The sequence below is a fragment of the Streptomyces sp. NPDC012794 genome, assembly GCF_042901085.1.
In the GTDB taxonomy this organism is placed as follows: Bacteria; Actinomycetota; Actinomycetes; order Streptomycetales; family Streptomycetaceae; genus Streptomyces.
The window spans coordinates 24,277-39,390 of the sequence record NZ_JBIBCI010000012.1 but is presented as its reverse complement, the minus strand read 5'-3'; the positions used below and the strand labels follow the sequence as shown (position 1 = coordinate 39,390).

General features: G+C 68.6%; 12 protein-coding genes and 5 pseudogenes. 7 read left to right on the top strand and 10 right to left on the bottom strand.

Annotated elements, in window-relative coordinates; genetic code table 11:
• From ACFY7H_RS22190 to ACFY7H_RS22170, 5 genes and pseudogenes are all read right to left on the bottom strand, one after another.
• Positions 1-1,935 (bottom strand): amino acid adenylation domain-containing protein, encoded by a 1,935-nt coding sequence (locus ACFY7H_RS22190; protein ID WP_388940435.1) that lies wholly within the window; start codon positions 1,933-1,935, stop codon positions 1-3.
• Between the two features lie 473 nt (positions 1,936-2,408).
• Positions 2,409-2,973, bottom strand: a pseudogene (locus ACFY7H_RS22185) (transposase).
• Between the two features lie 389 nt (positions 2,974-3,362).
• Positions 3,363-3,662 (bottom strand): annotated as a pseudogene (locus ACFY7H_RS22180) (transposase); the annotation flags it as partial.
• Between the two features lie 61 nt (positions 3,663-3,723).
• Positions 3,724-4,146, bottom strand: a complete 423-nt coding sequence (locus ACFY7H_RS22175) for a hypothetical protein (RefSeq protein ID WP_388940433.1) — start codon at positions 4,144-4,146, stop codon at positions 3,724-3,726.
• Positions 4,147-4,474: 328 nt separating this feature from the next.
• A pseudogene (locus ACFY7H_RS22170) lies at positions 4,475-4,852 on the bottom strand (helicase); the annotation flags it as partial.
• A gap of 358 nt (positions 4,853-5,210) precedes the next feature.
• On the opposite strand from ACFY7H_RS22170, the gene ACFY7H_RS22165 reads away from it, so the two are divergent.
• Positions 5,211-5,714: a hypothetical protein gene (locus ACFY7H_RS22165; protein ID WP_388940431.1), complete on the top strand. Its 504-nt coding sequence runs from the start codon at positions 5,211-5,213 to the stop codon at positions 5,712-5,714.
• 172 nt (positions 5,715-5,886) lie between these two features.
• Here the strand turns inward: ACFY7H_RS22165 and ACFY7H_RS22160 are convergent.
• The 3 genes and pseudogenes from ACFY7H_RS22160 to ACFY7H_RS22150 form a co-directional block, all read right to left on the bottom strand.
• Positions 5,887-6,754: pseudogene (locus tag ACFY7H_RS22160) on the bottom strand (IS5 family transposase).
• A gap of 45 nt (positions 6,755-6,799) precedes the next feature.
• Positions 6,800-6,925 (bottom strand): hypothetical protein, encoded by a 126-nt coding sequence (locus tag ACFY7H_RS22155; RefSeq protein ID WP_388940742.1) that lies wholly within the window; start codon positions 6,923-6,925, stop codon positions 6,800-6,802.
• An 11-nt stretch (positions 6,926-6,936) separates the two neighbouring features.
• Positions 6,937-7,196, bottom strand: a pseudogene (locus tag ACFY7H_RS22150) (IS630 family transposase); the annotation flags it as partial.
• A 359-nt stretch (positions 7,197-7,555) separates the two neighbouring features.
• Between ACFY7H_RS22150 and ACFY7H_RS22145 the strand changes: the two are divergent.
• On the top strand, positions 7,556-8,161 hold the full coding sequence (locus tag ACFY7H_RS22145) for a dihydrofolate reductase family protein (protein ID WP_388940429.1): 606 nt from the start codon (positions 7,556-7,558) through the stop codon (positions 8,159-8,161).
• 286 nt (positions 8,162-8,447) lie between these two features.
• Here ACFY7H_RS22145 and ACFY7H_RS22140 read toward each other — a convergent pair whose 3' ends face one another.
• Both ACFY7H_RS22140 and ACFY7H_RS22135 read right to left on the bottom strand, forming a co-directional pair.
• Positions 8,448-8,912, bottom strand: a complete 465-nt coding sequence (locus tag ACFY7H_RS22140; protein WP_388940428.1) for a hypothetical protein — start codon at positions 8,910-8,912, stop codon at positions 8,448-8,450.
• Positions 8,913-9,085: 173 nt separating this feature from the next.
• Positions 9,086-9,451 (bottom strand): hypothetical protein, encoded by a 366-nt coding sequence (locus tag ACFY7H_RS22135; RefSeq protein WP_388940426.1) that lies wholly within the window; start codon positions 9,449-9,451, stop codon positions 9,086-9,088.
• 333 nt (positions 9,452-9,784) lie between these two features.
• Here ACFY7H_RS22135 and ACFY7H_RS22130 point away from each other — a divergent pair, with 333 nt between their 5' ends.
• The 5 genes from ACFY7H_RS22130 (at position 9,785) to ACFY7H_RS22110 (ending at position 15,083) form a co-directional block, all read left to right on the top strand.
• Positions 9,785-11,212: a 3-hydroxybutyrate oligomer hydrolase family protein gene (locus ACFY7H_RS22130; protein WP_388940424.1), complete on the top strand. Its 1,428-nt coding sequence runs from the start codon at positions 9,785-9,787 to the stop codon at positions 11,210-11,212.
• A gap of 251 nt (positions 11,213-11,463) precedes the next feature.
• Positions 11,464-12,207, top strand: coding sequence for a 3-hydroxybutyrate dehydrogenase (locus ACFY7H_RS22125; protein WP_388940723.1), 744 nt, complete (start codon positions 11,464-11,466; stop codon positions 12,205-12,207).
• 55 nt (positions 12,208-12,262) lie between these two features.
• Positions 12,263-13,657 (top strand): MFS transporter, encoded by a 1,395-nt coding sequence (locus ACFY7H_RS22120; RefSeq protein WP_388940423.1) that lies wholly within the window; start codon positions 12,263-12,265, stop codon positions 13,655-13,657.
• 260 nt (positions 13,658-13,917) lie between these two features.
• Positions 13,918-14,211, top strand: a complete 294-nt coding sequence (locus ACFY7H_RS22115; RefSeq protein ID WP_388940421.1) for a hypothetical protein — start codon at positions 13,918-13,920, stop codon at positions 14,209-14,211.
• A 54-nt stretch (positions 14,212-14,265) separates the two neighbouring features.
• A protein-coding gene (locus ACFY7H_RS22110; RefSeq protein WP_388940720.1) for an IS5 family transposase occupies positions 14,266-15,083 on the top strand; the annotation gives its coding sequence in 2 pieces (ribosomal slippage) (positions 14,266-14,614 and positions 14,614-15,083; 819 coding nt in all).
• The last annotated feature ends 31 nt before the right edge of the window (positions 15,084-15,114 follow it).

Below are 15,114 nucleotides of genomic sequence, written 5' to 3'. Positions count from 1 at the left end.
TCACGCGTTCGCGCCGTCGACAGCGGCATCGGCATCGGGCTCTCCGGCCAGTACGGCTTCCGCCTCCAGTTCCAGGCGGGCCCGGTCGATGTCCGGCGCCTGCTCCAGCCACACACAGAACGCCTCCACGGTGCTCGCCTCGAAGACGGCGCGCACCGGGACCTCGGTGCCGAAGAGGCTGTTGAAGGCGGTGACGAGGCGGGTGGCCCGCAGCGAGTGCCCGCCCAGCTGGAAGAAGTCGTCCCGCACCCCGACCGCGTCGGTCTCCAGGATTTCCGCCCACAGTTCGGTCAGGAGCAGCTGGAGGGCGCCCTCGGGTTCCGGGGAGTCCTCGGTCCGGCCGGCCGGCCGGGGTACCGGCAGGGCCATCCGGTCCACCTTGCCGTTGGCGGTGAGCGGCCAGGACTGCAGCCGGACGAGGTCCGCGGGCAGCATGTAGGCGGGCAGCCGGCCGGCCGCGAAGGTGCGCAGGGCGCCGAGGTCCGGCTCGCCGTCGGTGCGTACGAAGGCGACAAGGCGGGCGGCGCCGGTGGCGTCCTTGTCCGCCACGGCCACGGCGTCCTCGACGCCGGGGAACCGGCGCAGTACGGCCTCGATCTCGCCGAGCTCGACGCGGAAGCCCTGGACCTTGACCTGGAAGTCGTCGCGGCCGAGGAACTCGATGTCGCCGTCGGGCAGGAGACGGCCCCGGTCGCCGGTGCGGTAGAGGCGTTCGCCGGTGCGGGGGTGGACCACGAAGCTGTGGGCGGTGCGTTCCTCGTCGCGCCAGTAGCCGAGGGCCACGCCGGTGCCGGCGATCCACAGGCTGCCCGCGACACCGATGGGGCAGCGTTCCATGGCCGCGTCGAGCACGTGGAAGCGCTGGTTGGCCATGGGGCGGCCGTAGGGGATGCTCGGGCGAGAGGTGTCGACCTGCTCGATCGGGTGCAGGATCGACCAGATCGATGCCTCGGTGGCGCCGCCGAGGCTGATGACCCGGGCCTTCGGGCAGGTTTCGGCGAGGTCGGCGGGCAGGCCCACCCGGATCCAGTCCCCGCTGAGCATGACCAGGCGCAGGGAGGCCAGGTCGCCCGGTGCCGCCGCGGCGGTGACCAGTTCCATCAGGGCGGGCACGGAGTTCCAGACGGTCACGTGCCGGTCGCGGACGACCCGGGCCCAGTGGTCCGGGTCGGGCACGGGGGTGTGCTCGGGCATCACGACGGTCGCGCCGGCCGCGAGGGCACCGAAGATGTCGTAGACGGCGAGGTCGAAGCTGAGGGAGGAGATCGCCAGGACGCGGTCCTGCGGGCCGATCCCGAACCGGTCGTTGATGTCGAGGACGGTGTTGACGGCGCCGCGGTGGCTGATCATCACACCCTTGGGCTGGCCGGTGGAGCCCGAGGTGTAGATGACGTAGGCGAGGTCGTCCGGCTGCCGGGTCACGGCGGCCTCGGTGGCGGACAGGTCCCCGGGCTCCGGGGCCACGTCGTCGACGGTCAGCACCTGTACGTCCTCGGGCCAGGCCAGGCCCTGCCCGGCGTGCTCCAGCCCGGGCCGGGTCAGTGCGAAGCGTGCGGTGGCGTGGCCGAGGATGTGCCGCAGCCGGTCGGCGGGCACCGAGGGGTCGACGGGCACGAAGACACCCCCGGCCTGGAGGACTGCGAGGACGGCGACGACCTGGCGCCAGCTCTTCTCCATGGCGATGGCGACCGGCTCGCCGGGCTCCAGCCCGCGCGCACGGAGACCGGCGGCGAGGACGGTGGCGCGTAAGGCCAGTCCGGCGTAGTCGATCTCCCCGTCACCATGGGCGACGGCGATGCGGTCGGGGTTCCTGGCCACCTGGGCGAGGAACAGGCCGTGCAGTGTCTCACCGGCCTGCGGGAAGGTCTTGTCCGTCGCGTTGATCCGGTCGGCCAGCGCGTCGGCGTCCGAACGTCCGAGGGAAAGGTTCTTCATCTGCCGCAGGGTTTTCCCAGCCATTGCTCTACTCCGCATCCCTTGGTCGGGTTCCGCAGGGGGAACAGTGCGCCAAGCTACGGTTCGCAATCCGGGCCGTACCAGCAGGTTTGTCGCCAGTGAATGACTCAAAGCACTCTCACGGAATAGATCACTCCGCTCTTAATCCACACCTCATCGCGTACCTTAACCGGCTATAAATCACGACATCGTCCCCGTACTTGACAGATTCTCGTCCGCTCAGCGGTGACCACTTCACATCCGTGCAACACTGTCGCCACGAGGCCCCCGTGGTTTCGGCCACGGCTATGACGGGCCATTGGTGTAATGCGCGGTCTGGCTTTCCGACCTGGGGGTATTCAGGTCGTTTGGCTGGTGGTGGGCGTGGAAGTGCGTCTGTGGTTGCCGGGGCTGGGCTGCGGAGAGCCTGGCTGTCCGGCGTCCAGGGCCTGTTGTGAAAGTGCTGGTCACAGTCATTCGTTGATTGCTGCGATCAGCACGGTCGCTTCGTGGCGGGCGGCGAGTTTGCCGTATTTCGTGGCGACGGCCCGGTGGCGCTTGAGGCGGTTGATCCCGCTCTCGACCGCGTGCCGCTGCTCGTAGTCGCCCTGGTCGAACGTCGGCGGCCGTCCGCCGCGCGATCCGCGTGCCAGGCGGCGCTTCCAGGACCGGCTCGAACCGCGAGGAGTTGCCCCGCTGCCCTGCCGTGATCACCACCGACAGCGGCTTCTGCCCCTGCTCGACGACGAGGTGGATCTTGCTGGTCAGCCCGCCGCGGGACCGCCCGAGGCCGTGGTCGGCCGGCTCGACGAAGACACCACCGGGCGGTTCCGCCCGCCTCGGCCTGGAGCTGCGTAAGAATCCTGGCCCAGGTCCCGTCGGGCACCTCCCACCACGGGGCGCCAGTCCGGGTCCGCCACCGTATGCCGTCTATCAACTGCCGCCGCGCCCACACCTGCGGACGACCCGGCTTGATGCCCCGTGGCAGCAAGGGCTCAAGCCGGCCCACTGGCCGTTCGTCAGATCCCCACGCCCCACAAGAGTGACCATCAACGAACATCCACTCTTGCAACAGGCCCTTAGTCAGCATTGCAGCACCACCCCGCCCGAGCACCACCTCGACGAAGGGAAACCCGGTGACCACCAGGACCCTCCTGGCGCCCGCCGATGTCGCCAGCGCGCCCGTGCGGTCCTGGCCGCCTGGCAGGCCGACCCCGAGATGGCCGTCGTCCTCGACGGCCGCGCCAAGTACACCTCCGACTGGGACGACTTCTACGGCGGCCCGCTCATCAGCACCTACAGCGTCGACCGCGACGCCCGCCACCTCCTGGCCGACGCCCTGCGGGGTAATGGTCATCAAGACCGCCGTTCACGAGCTCACCGGCGACGAGCTCCTCGCGGAGCTGCCGGTCCCCGTGCCAGGGCATGGGGCGGCCGGGTCCACAGCGTCGTTTTTCCACACCGACAGGGGCGCCCAGTACAGTGCGCCGCCGTCGCCGAGGTGTGCCGCCGGCACGGCATCCGTCGCAGGGCCGCCGGATGTCGGCGGCCTGCGGGCGAGCAGGGCGGGGTTGGGCGGAAGCGGCGAGGCGCCAGGTCCAGCGGTCCGCCGCCTCGGGTGAACGGATCTTCGGGCAGGTCCAGCCCAGGGGCTGTTTGAACAGGCGGAAGGTGTGCTCGATGTCGAAGCGCCGCAGGTATGCCTGCCACAGCCAGTCCACTGCCGCGGGGGCGTCGTTCCGGACTCATGGTTACCAAGATCGATAGAGCAACTGCCACTAAGCGCACTCAGCGCACGAAGTTCGTTACCGTGCCGTGGTTGTCGGGAGAGGTCAGGCCCCAAAGGATCAGCCCCACGATGAGTGCCAGCAGGATCAGCCCCGACACGGTGTCGGGCCCCCAACTGACGGGCTGCCGAACCGGTGGGCTGGGTGTTGCGTCGTCGCGAGCAGCGTCGGAGTCGGCGCGCTGCCAGGGCGCGACATCGGCCTCACCCCGGGCGATCCGCGCTGCCACGTGGCGTACGTCGGCCGCGTGGTAGGTCGGCTCGCGGGTCAGGTCCGGTGAGGGCGCACCCGAGGTACGTACGCTGTTGGCCCGCGCCACCGCCCTGATGCTGCTCGGCCTGATCTGCGGCCAGATGTCACGGACTTCGGCCTTCGTTAGCCAGCCTTCCCCGTCCTCAAGGTCCTGCTCGTCCGCTGCCCCCATTCGAAGTCCCCCCGCTCGCCGGTCATCCTTGGCTTGATACCCAGATGGTGGAAAGATCACCCAGCCGAGCAGTCACATTCGAACTCACGGCCACCGTGATCGACAGAGAACGACTTCTGACCTGGCATCGCTGAGATGAGTTGGGAGGGAGATCGTCGGCGGGCAGGCGCTGAACCTCCGTGGACCGCCGCTTGTCTTTCCAGCGGGCCGAGAATCCCGGTACTGCCTCGTTCGGGTGGCAGTGAGATTATTCGCGCAACATTCACCCAAACAGATCGTTTAGAAGCTTGTCGGTAATCTCTGCATCCCAGGAGAGTCGGGAAGGAGTGAGCCACATCAGGCTGTCGGGCCGGTAGACGCGGGGTGCGCAGGAATGCGGCGATGGTGGCCGCGTCGCGGGGGCTGGAGAAGAGCAGTAGCACAGACTCCGCGGCGGCGTCGGTGGCGCCCTGCTCCTCGTCCTCGCCGTCGGCCCCGACGATCTGCCCGTCCTCTTCGCACCGGATGTGGACCCGGCGCTTCCCGCTGGTGAGGGCCCGTGAGGCGAGCTGCTCGACAAGGCGCTCGGCGTGGCTGCGCAGGCCCCGCAGGACCGCTACAAGCGGCTTGTAGCTGGCGGAGGCGACCATGCCGGTCGGATCCTCACCCGGCTCTAGGAACACGGCACGATGATCCGGGCGACCTTCGTGGAGCCGTTGCGGTTAACTGATCATTCCAGAATGAGGTTCGGAGTCGCCTCAGCCAGACGATGCTGCAGGCGAGTTGGAGCAGGCCGAGGTGGAGGTCAGCGGGTGCGCTGCCAGGGATTGATCGTGTCCTATGGTCGAGCCAGCGGCGCACGGTGGAGGCCGACACGAACGCGGCGATGCCCCGCGCCATGACCTCGCGAGCCAGGTCCGGGCACGACCAGCGCGACAGCGGCACTCCGGTCTCGACCGGTGACTGGCAGGCGTCGTCCGGGCCGGACCCGGGGGGCCAGCATCGAGCTCGTAGAGACCAAGAGGCCGTTTCGCTAGTCATCACCGATCGTTAGACGCCGCATGAAGCGATTTTCTTCGAGGCGCTTGCGCCGCTTCCTGCTTTCCCTAGCGGCGGGTGCCCTCCTCACGACCACCATGGGCGTCTCTCCTGCGTCTGCCGCCGCCCCTCCAGAGGCGTGTGCTTCCCAGGAGGCATACGGGACACCCGGGTGGTGGTCCAAGGTGACTGTCTGCCTCACTAGCCATGAGGGCCGGCCCGTCATCAAGATCGACACGGACTGCCAGTACAAGTCCTTGGCGCTCTACAGCAAGGTCCGCTGCCGGGTCACGGGGAAGTACACACTTTCGCGGTTGAGCGCCAAGAACATGGTCTTCACCCCCATCGAGCTCCAGAGCGGCTCCGTCATGTACGGAACCGACCCGATCCATAGCGGGCACACAGCGGCGGCGTATGACTACGCCTGCGACGGCCGCTCATTCTACACGGTGAAGGTCACCAACCTCGAGACGAAGGAGATCCAGCCTGGCGGGTACTCACGAGGGAACGGAACCGTACCCGACGTCGAGGTCAGGGCCAGCGGCTGCTGACACCCACACGAGGGGGGCGATCGCCCGAGCGCCGCAGCCTGATCTGATTGGCGAAGCGGCCTGGGCCCCCCTCCTCGGCCGCTCCATCCGGACAGGCCACAACTCCAGGTGACAGGCCAACGTCGTCGTGGTGTCACTGCGAGGCGGGCTTGCGCTCGCTGAGCGTCGGCGCCTAGCAGACTCCAATGTCAACCCCCGAAGGACTTCCAGGCTCGACCATTAACTGATCGTTTTCGAATGACTTTCGAAGGCGCCGGAGGCAGATGATGCTGCAGGCGAGGTCGAGTAGTCCCTGGTGGAGGTCGGCGCGTCGCTCATAGCGGGTACGGAGGCGCTTGAACTGGTGGAGCCAGGCGAAGGCGCGCTCTACGACCCAGCGCACCTTGCCGAGTCCGGAACCGTGGGTGACGCCGCGTCGGGCGATCATCGGCTTGATGCCCCGCTTCCACAGCAGGTGGCGGTACTTGTCGAAGTCGTAGCCGCGGTCGGCGAACAGCCGTCGGGGCCTGCGCCGCGGGCGCACTCGCGGTCCGCGGATCGGCGGTATCGCGTCCAGCAGGGGCAGTAGTTGGGTAACGTCGTGGCGGTTGCCTCCGGTGAGTGTCACGGCGAGCGGGGTGCCGCAACGGTCCACGATCACATGGTGTTTGGAGCCGGGGCGGGCGCGGTCAACGGGCGAGGGGCCGACATGATCCCCCCTTTGAGGGCCCGGACGTGTGAGCCGTCCACGGCGCAGTCGTCCAGGTCCAGCAGGTCTGCGCGGCGCAGTTCGGTCAGCAGGGCGGAGTGCAGCCGCGGCCAGACGCCGGCCTCGGTCCAGTCCCGCAGCCGGCGCCAGGCCGTGACGCCGGAGCAGCCCACGGTCTCGGTGGGCACGTCGCGCCAGGCAGCACCGGTTCGCAGCACGTACATGATGCCCGCGAGGGCCGCCCTGTCCGGGACGCGGAGCCCCCGGGATGGCGGTAGCGCGGTTCGGGAGCGGGTGGCAGCAGCGGAGCCACCCGCTCCCATAGGTCGTCCGGAACAAGATCAGCACGCACCCGGACACCCTGCCGACCAAGATCGCCGAGCGCAAGACCCACAGCTCAACTCATTCTGAAACGATCAGTAAGCCGCAGGGCTCGGCCGATGTTCTGGACGATCTCGACCTGCGGGCCGCGGGTGTCCGCGAAGCAGATCGCCTCCACCCCGCGCACGCCGGTGATGTCCACGCCTGCTCCTTGTGACCTGAGTCAGAGATTCGGTGGCAGGAGGCGGCGACTTTGTCGAGGATCTCGTCGGCTGCTTCGTCCATACGAAGGGCCTGGGCTGGTCGTTCCAGTCGGTCAGCCAGGCCCGGATGTCGCGTTCGAGGGCCTGGACGGAGCGGAGGGCGCCGCGCTTGAGTTTCTTCTGCGTGAGCCCAGCGAACCACCGCTCCACCAGGTTCAGCCACGACGCACTGGTCGGCGTGAAGTGCAGGTGAAACCGCTGGTGTGCGGTCTTCCGGTCCGGCAGCAGCATGGGGTGCAGCCCGAGGGGGGCTGGTGACCGTCACCGGCTCAACGCTCGTGGTCGGTCTCGGTCACCCGGTGGGCGGCGAGCGCGGCCGCCGCGGCTTGCGGCTCGATGTCCTGGGGGTCGCCGCCCTACGTATTGTGACTCAGCGTTTCAGTTGACGCCCGAGCGTTGTACTGGGCCCGGCTGAGCGTGACAGGTGGCCCGGGCCATTCGCGGGTGGCGCTCCGCCAATCTGATCGGCTGCAGCGTCATGGGTTGTCTCGTTACTCCGCAGCGCGGCCGATGAGTTTGTGGCCCCCGGCCGGTCCAAGCTCGTGAGACCCCCAGGAAAGGACACTGCCATGTCGGAGCTTCTCGTCGACTTCATCACCTCCCTCGACGGCTACGCATCGGGAGAAGGATGGCCCGGCTTCTGGGGCCTCGAAGGCCCGGAGTACCTCGCATGGCTCGGGGATCAGCCCCAGGCCACCTACCTGATGGGAGCGAACACCTACCGCCTTATGTCGGGCTTTGCTGCAGGCGAGGTCCCGAATGGCCAAGACGAGTTCAGGCCCCAAGAAGAGGCGTCCGTCGACGAGCTCACGCAAGCGCCCAAGGTGGTGTTCTCCTCCTCACTCGAGGAGCCACTGTCGTGGGCCAACTCCACGCTCGTCCGCGACGACGCCGTCGAGGCGGTCCGCGCCATGAAGTCCAGTGGCTCGGGGCTCCTCAGCACAATCGGCAGCCTCAGCCTGTGCCGGTCCCTGCTACGAGCCGGACTCGTCGACCGCTTCCGGGTCGTGATGTTCCCGGTGATCACCGGGGCCACGGGCGAAGAACGCATCTACGACGGCTATCCGGACGTTGCCCTCGAGATGATCGACCACCGCACCTTCGACGGCCGCATCCAGCTGGTCGAGTACAAGCCCCGTGTACTCGAGCACCCGCCGCTCGGCGTCCCTGCGTGACGTCGCCCCATCCGCCGGCAGGACGCCCGCCAGGCCGGCGCCGGCGGGTGCGGAGCAAGACCAAATTGGGGGCGAACGGACAACGTCAGGACGCCCGGTCCACCTAGTGATCTGGTTTTGAGGTCATGGGTCGCCACGTGAGGCGTCCCATGACCTCAAGACCGCACTCGAAGAATGGATCAAGGTCTGGAACGACGATGCCCGGCCATTCAAGTGGACCAGGACCGCCGACCAGATCCTCGACCGCTTCTGCCGCTACTGCGACAGGTTTTCCCGAACCAGATCACTAGGCGGGCATCGCCTCAAGGCGCTTGATCATGCGGTGGAGCGCCAGAAGCGGAATCACGCCGAAGACGCCGAACGACATGTCGATCACGCTCCACCCGAACGGGATCCCGCGGATCGGGCCACAGACGAGGGCCAGCGGGATGATGCCGGCGCAGGCGATCATGCCGGCTTCGACGATCCAGATGTTGCGTACCGGGTCGCGGTGGACGCCGTAGAAGAAGACGGCGATGACGAGGTGGGCGAAGGCGAGCCAGTCGGTCCCGTAGAGGAGGAAGGGGTAGTCGGCATCGGCCCGCTCCAGTCCGTCGCCGACCCGCCGGAGCCACTCGTTGTCCACCAGTGTGTTGGCCCAGCGAAGCTCGCTGACCAGGGGGAAGGCTGTGAGACCGCTCAACACCAGGCAGATGAGGAACAGGATCAGCCAGGCACGGATCCGCCGCTGAAGGGCGCTTCTCTCGCTCATGTAAGGAAGCGTACCCGCAAAATTGAACATGTTCAGCAGAATTCCTGAACGCGTTCAGCTCTCCCCTGGCCCGCGGCTCGGCACCGGCGAACGCGAAGGGGCGGGCAGTGAACATGGTGTCCACTGCCCGCCTCTTCAGGGTCGTGCTGTGATCAGGGCGCGGAAGCGGCCGATCAGCCGTCGAGCGAGGTCATCAACGCGCTGGATGCGCGTGTAGCCCTTGAAGCCGGTCGCGGAGAGGTCCTTGCCGTAGCGGCGCGCAACGTCTCCAAACGCTCGGGGGCGAGGTCGAAGCCGGGATCGAAACCCACGTCGTCCAGGATGCGCCGGGCCAGAGCGGTCATTTCCGCCGGTGACATGTCGGCTGGCTTCCGCTCGACGACCGTCAGGATGGAATCGGTGTAGGGGAACCAGTCGAGCAGATCGCGGGCGAGAGCGACGACATCCAGCGGGTTGAGGTTGTCCTCGCGCAGACCGAGGTAGACCCTTCGCTTCAACTCCACAGTACTGGCCTTGTACTCGGCCGTGATGTCGCTCACTGGCCCAGTATCACTACGCGGCTTCGCTCCCCGCTGCCCGAGTGCCGGCATGGTCAGGTGCGCGCCCGCGGCCCCCGAGGCGATCTCGTGGACGCCGGCGCCCGTCAAGCCTCCGAAGCCGCTCACAGATCCGGCCGCCTCTTCCGCCGTAGAACGAGGCTCGGCCGATGCGCACCCGACAGCTACCTCTCCGGCTGCAGCCTCGGCGTGCGGGCGCTGTATGGCGGTGAGCACCTTCCTCCCGCGCCTGATCATGGCGGGCGCACCCGTATCCGCTCGGTGTCGCCGCCGCCTAGCCTCCGCCCGTCGCCTGTCCGCAAACGGAGGTACTCCATGGCCCCGCCCCTCACCACGAGAGCGTGCCCACGTCTTCGCACCACCATCGCCGCCCTGTTCCTGGCCTCACTGTCCTTCGCGCCGACGGCGACGGCCATGCCGTCCAGCGCGGCACCCGTACGTGACCATCACTGCACTGGTCCGGCGCGAGTCACGGTCCCCGGGGCCGCGTACCAGCGGGCGAGCTGCCTGAAGGAGCTGACCACGGCGGGCACCTTGGAATCCGGTCACACCGATCCCGCCGACTGGGCGGGACTGACCCCGAAGGACCTCGCGACCCCGAGCGGCGTGCCCGGAATTCAGATCGACGGCTACTTCCCCGACACCTCCGCCACCAACACCAACCATGGCTGGAACCACGACGCGCAGTTCGTGATCCGCCTGCCCGACCGCTGGAACGGCGGTCTGGTCGTGGCGGGCACCCCAGGCAACCGTGAGCAGTACGCCAACGACCGGGCCATCGCCGACTGGGTGCTGTCCCGCGGCTACGCCTACGCCGCCACCGACAAGGGCAACACCGGGCTCGCCTTCCACCGCGACGGCGAACGGCCGGGCGACGCCATTGCCGAGTGGAACACGCGCCTGACCCAGCTCACCCGCGCGGCGCGCGCCGTGGTCGCCCAGCGCTACCACCGCCCGCCCGCCCGCACCCTGGCCACCGGGATGTCCAACGCCGGCTACCTCGTGCGCTGGCAGCTGGAGAACCATCCCGAGCTGTACGACGGCGGCGTGGACTGGGAGGGCACGCTCTGGCGTGCCGACGGGCCGAACCTGCTCACGTTCCTGCCGCCCGCCCTGCGCCACCACCCCGCGTACGCGGCCGGCGGGCCCGGCGCCGAAGCGGCGCGAAGGGCCATGCACGCCGCCGGGTATCCGGCCGGGTCGGAGTTCTTGTGGCCCTATCACCACAAGGTGTACTGGGATCTCACCCAGCGCATCTACCGCGAGGAGATCGACCCTGGCTTCGACGGCCCGACGGAAGCCGGCACCCCGTACTGCGCACCGGGAAGCCCGGCCTGCGACGCGGACTACGACTACGCCTCCCGACCCGCCGAGGTGCACCGCGCCGTCGCGCGGATCGCCCTGACCGGCCGTATCGGCAAACCCCTGATCACTGTCCACGGCACCCTGGACGTGCTGTTGCCCATCGCCCAGGACTCCGACGTGTACGCCCGCATGGTGCGCCAGACCGGCCGCGGCGAACTGCACCGCTACTACCGCATCGAGGGCGGCACCCACACCGACTCCCTGGTGGACACCTTCCCCGACCGGCTGCGGCCGCTGGTCCCGTGTCACCGCTCGGCGTTCACCGCCTTGGAGGGCTGGCTCGCCCACTCCCCGCTGCCACCGGCCAGCCGAACCGTGGCCCGTCCTCCCACGGCCGACGCGGCGACGCTCCTGACGACCTGCCCCCTCGATCGCTGAGACACCACGCCCGCCGCGAGCGACGCCTCCAGCGGGCCCTGGAGGGGCCAGGTATACCGATCGGTGTGGACAAAACCCCCACTTCAAGCGTGGGCGTGGGAGTGACCGCCACCTTCCGGCCGGCCATTGTGGTGGTGGTTCCCATAGGAGAGCCAGTGAAGGTGACTCTACTGTTTCCGGCCATGACCAGGGAATTTGCATCCTCGCACTCGTCGGCGCCGGTGGCCTCGACCCTCTCGGCCGCAGGGGGCGTGGACCTGTCCGGCCGTGCCGCACTGGTGACCGGCGGCGGCAGCGGCATCGGCATGGCGTGCGCCGCCGACCTCGCCGCCGCCGGCGCGGACGTCCACGTGGTCGATCTGGACGCCGAGAAGGCCAAGACCGTCGCCGCCGCCATCGGAGGGGTGGCGCATACCGCGGACCTGGCCGACCCGGACGTCATCGACACACTGCCCGCACAGATCGACATCCTCGTCAACAACGCCGGGCTGCAGCACGTCGCTCCCCTCACAGAGTTTCCGCCGGAGCGCTTCGCGCTCATGCAGCAGGTGATGGTCACCGCTCCGTTCCTGCTGATCCGACGCGTGCTGCCGCACATGTACGCCGCCGGGTGGGGCCGCGTGATCAACATCTCCAGTGTCCACGGACTGCGCGCCAGCGCGTACAAGTCCGCCTACGTCACGGCCAAGCACGCCTTGGAGGGCCTGAGCAAGGTCACCGCCATCGAGGGCGCTCCGCACGGCGTGACCAGCAACTGTGTGAACCCCGGCTACGTACGTACTCCTCTGGTCGAGAGCCAGATCCAGGACCAGGCGGCGGCGCACGGCATCAGCGCCGGCGATGTCCTTTCCGGCGTCATGCTCTCCCGCGCCCCGGTCAAGCGGCTCCTGGAGGCCGAGGAGGTCGCCGCCGCCGCACTGTGGCTGTGCGGACCGCACACCAGCTACATCACCGGAACCTCGCTGTCACTCGACGGCGGCTGGGGAGCGAACTGACCCGCTGCCCCCCACTCCGCCCCCCGCCATTTCCCGCACACGAAACTGGTGACACATGTCCGACGCCCCGGCCACCGCCGCTCCCGGCCGCTCGCCCGGGATCGCCCGCATCGTCAGCGCGAGCCTGATCGGCACCACCATCGAGTGGTACGACTTCTTCCTCTACGGCTCCGCCGCCGCGCTGGTGTTCAACACGCTCTTCTTCCCCACCGCCGATCCGCTCGTGGGCACTCTGATCGCCTTCATCACCTACGCGATCGGGTTCGCCGCCAGGCCCCTGGGCGGAGTGGTCTTCGGCCACTTCGGCGACAAGATCGGCCGTAAGAAGCTGCTCGTCATCAGCCTGCTCATGATGGGCGGGGCCACCTTCGCGATGGGCCTGCTGCCCACCTACGAGACGATCGGCATCGGCGCGCCGATCCTGCTCACCGTGCTCCGCCTGATCCAGGGCTTCGCCCTGGGCGGCGAATGGGGCGGCGCGGTGCTCATCGTGTCCGAGCACGGAGGCGACAAGCAGCGCGGCTTCTGGGCCTCGTGGCCGCAAGCGGGCGCCCCGGGCGGCAATCTGCTGGCCACCGGCGTCCTCGCGCTGCTCGCCGCTGTCCAGTCGGAGGAAGCTTTCACCTCCTGGGGCTGGCGCATCCCGTTCCTGCTCTCCGGCGTCCTGGTCCTGATCGGCCTGTGGATCCGCGTGTCCGTCTCCGAATCCCCTGTCTTCCTCGCCGCCAAGGCCAAGGCCCAGGCCGACGCCGCCCGGGGCATCAAGGAGAAGGCGCCGGTGGTCGAGGTGTTCCGCCGCAGCTGGAGGGAGGTCCTCACCGCCATCGGCACCCGATTCGGCGAGAACATCTCCTACTACGTGCTGACCGCCTTCCTCCTCGTCTACGTCACCACCCACCTCGGGCTGCCCAAGAGCACCGCGCTGAACGCCGTACTGATCGCGTCCGCCGTCCACTTCGTCACCATCCCCCTGTGGGGCGCGCTCTCCGACCGCATCGGCCGCAGGCCGGTCACCCTGATCGGCTCGGCCGGCATGGCACTGTGGGCCTTCGCCTTCTTCACCCTGGTCGATTCGAAGTCGTTCACCGTCATCACCCTGGCGGTGACCGTCGGCCTGCTGCTGCACGGTGCCATGTACGGTCCGCAGGCCGCCTTCATCTCCGAGATGTTCGACACCAAGGTCCGCTACTCCGGCGCGTCGATGGGCTCCCAGCTCGCCTCCATCGTGGCCGGCGCACTGGCGCCGATCATCGCGGTCGAACTCCTCAGGGAGTACGACTCCGCCACCCCCGTGGCCCTGTACCTCTGCCTGGCAGCGGTGATCACCACAGTGACCGTCGCCCTCGCCAGGGAGACCCGCGGGCGGGACCTCGCCCGTGACATGGCGGCCGGGTCCCCACGCGAGGCGCGTCGGCCGGAGCGGGCAGCGGCCGGCACGGACACGGTGTGAGCTGACGAACCGCCGCCCGCCGCAGCCGAAAGGAACGCGGCGGGCAGCGGCCGAAGCACGTTCGGTTGCAGCCGCACCTCACACGAAATCCGCACCTCACAGGCGGCCAGGCCGGACACACCGGGTCGAAAGGTTGTCCAACGGCGGCACGGGCTGGGGCTTTACCGCCACCATCGTGGGCCCCATGGGCATTCGAGAGCGGCGCAGCTGAACGCCAAGCAGCCCCGGCTCGCTGCGCTCGGCGTCACGCCGGCACCTGGGTGCCGCTCTACACCGTCGACGTGCCGCGGGCAGGCGACTACAAGGTCACCTGCTCGTCCCAAGCAATCTCCCGGTACGCCATCGGGGACCCCGGAGGGCTTGTCGCGCTTGCAGGCTGGCTGGTACTGGCCGTCTTTCTCCCAACGCTCGGATTCAGCATCGGCGCCGTCACCATCCTCGTCACCGCCATCCGCCGCAGACGCCATCGCAAGCGGCTGCTCGCCGAACGCTACGGCTCCGATGGCCGCTACCCAGCACACCCCGGCCTTGGCTCCGGTGTCGGCCGATGGTGAATGCCGCCCTCTCTTAGACCGTGTCCTATGTGGTGAGGCATCGTTGGCCTCGGTATCGGGCAGGGTACTTGGAGTTGGATTGTGCCGGACGGGTTGTGGGAGATCGCGGAGCCGCTGATCCCTCCGTCGAGAGTGCGGCCGCAGGGCGGTGGAACGCACGACACGCCTGACGAGACGTTGTTCGCCGCAATCATCTACGTCCTGGTCAGCGGGTGCGCCTGGCGGGCTCTGCCGCCCTGCCTCGGGATATCGAAGTCGACGGCCCATCGCCGGTTCCTGATCTGGTCGAGGGCCGGAGTCTGGGGTCGGCTGCACGAGGAGATCTTGCACCGGCTCGACGACGCGGGCCTCCTCGACCTCTCCCGAGCGGTCCTCGACTCTGCCCATGTCCGCGCGAAAAACGGGGCGAACTCACAGGTCCGAGCCCCGTGGACCGGGGCAAGGCGGGTTCCAAGATGCACGTCCTGTCGGACGCGAACGGACTGCCCCTCGTTGTCGGCGTCTCGGCCGCCAACACCCACGACAGCCAGGCGCTGAAGCCCATGGTGCTCGGTAACCGAACGAGACACGACCCCCACCGCGGGCGTCACTTCAAGCCCCAACGTCTACATGCCGACAAGGCCTACGACGTCCCTGAACTGCGGAAGTGGCTCCGCGGCAAGCGGATCGGCGTCCATATCGCCCGCAAGGGAATCGAGTCCTCCGAGCGGCTCGGGCGGCGCCGGTGGGTGATCGAGCGGACCATGTCCTGGCTGACCGGCTACCGCCGGCTCAACCACCGCTACGAGCGCCAACCTCACCACTACCTGGCCTTCCTCGGCCTCGCGGCTGCCCTGTGCTGCTACAAGCGACTCGTCCGCCTCACCACATAGGACACGGTCTAAGCGAGGCGGGTGAGCGGCT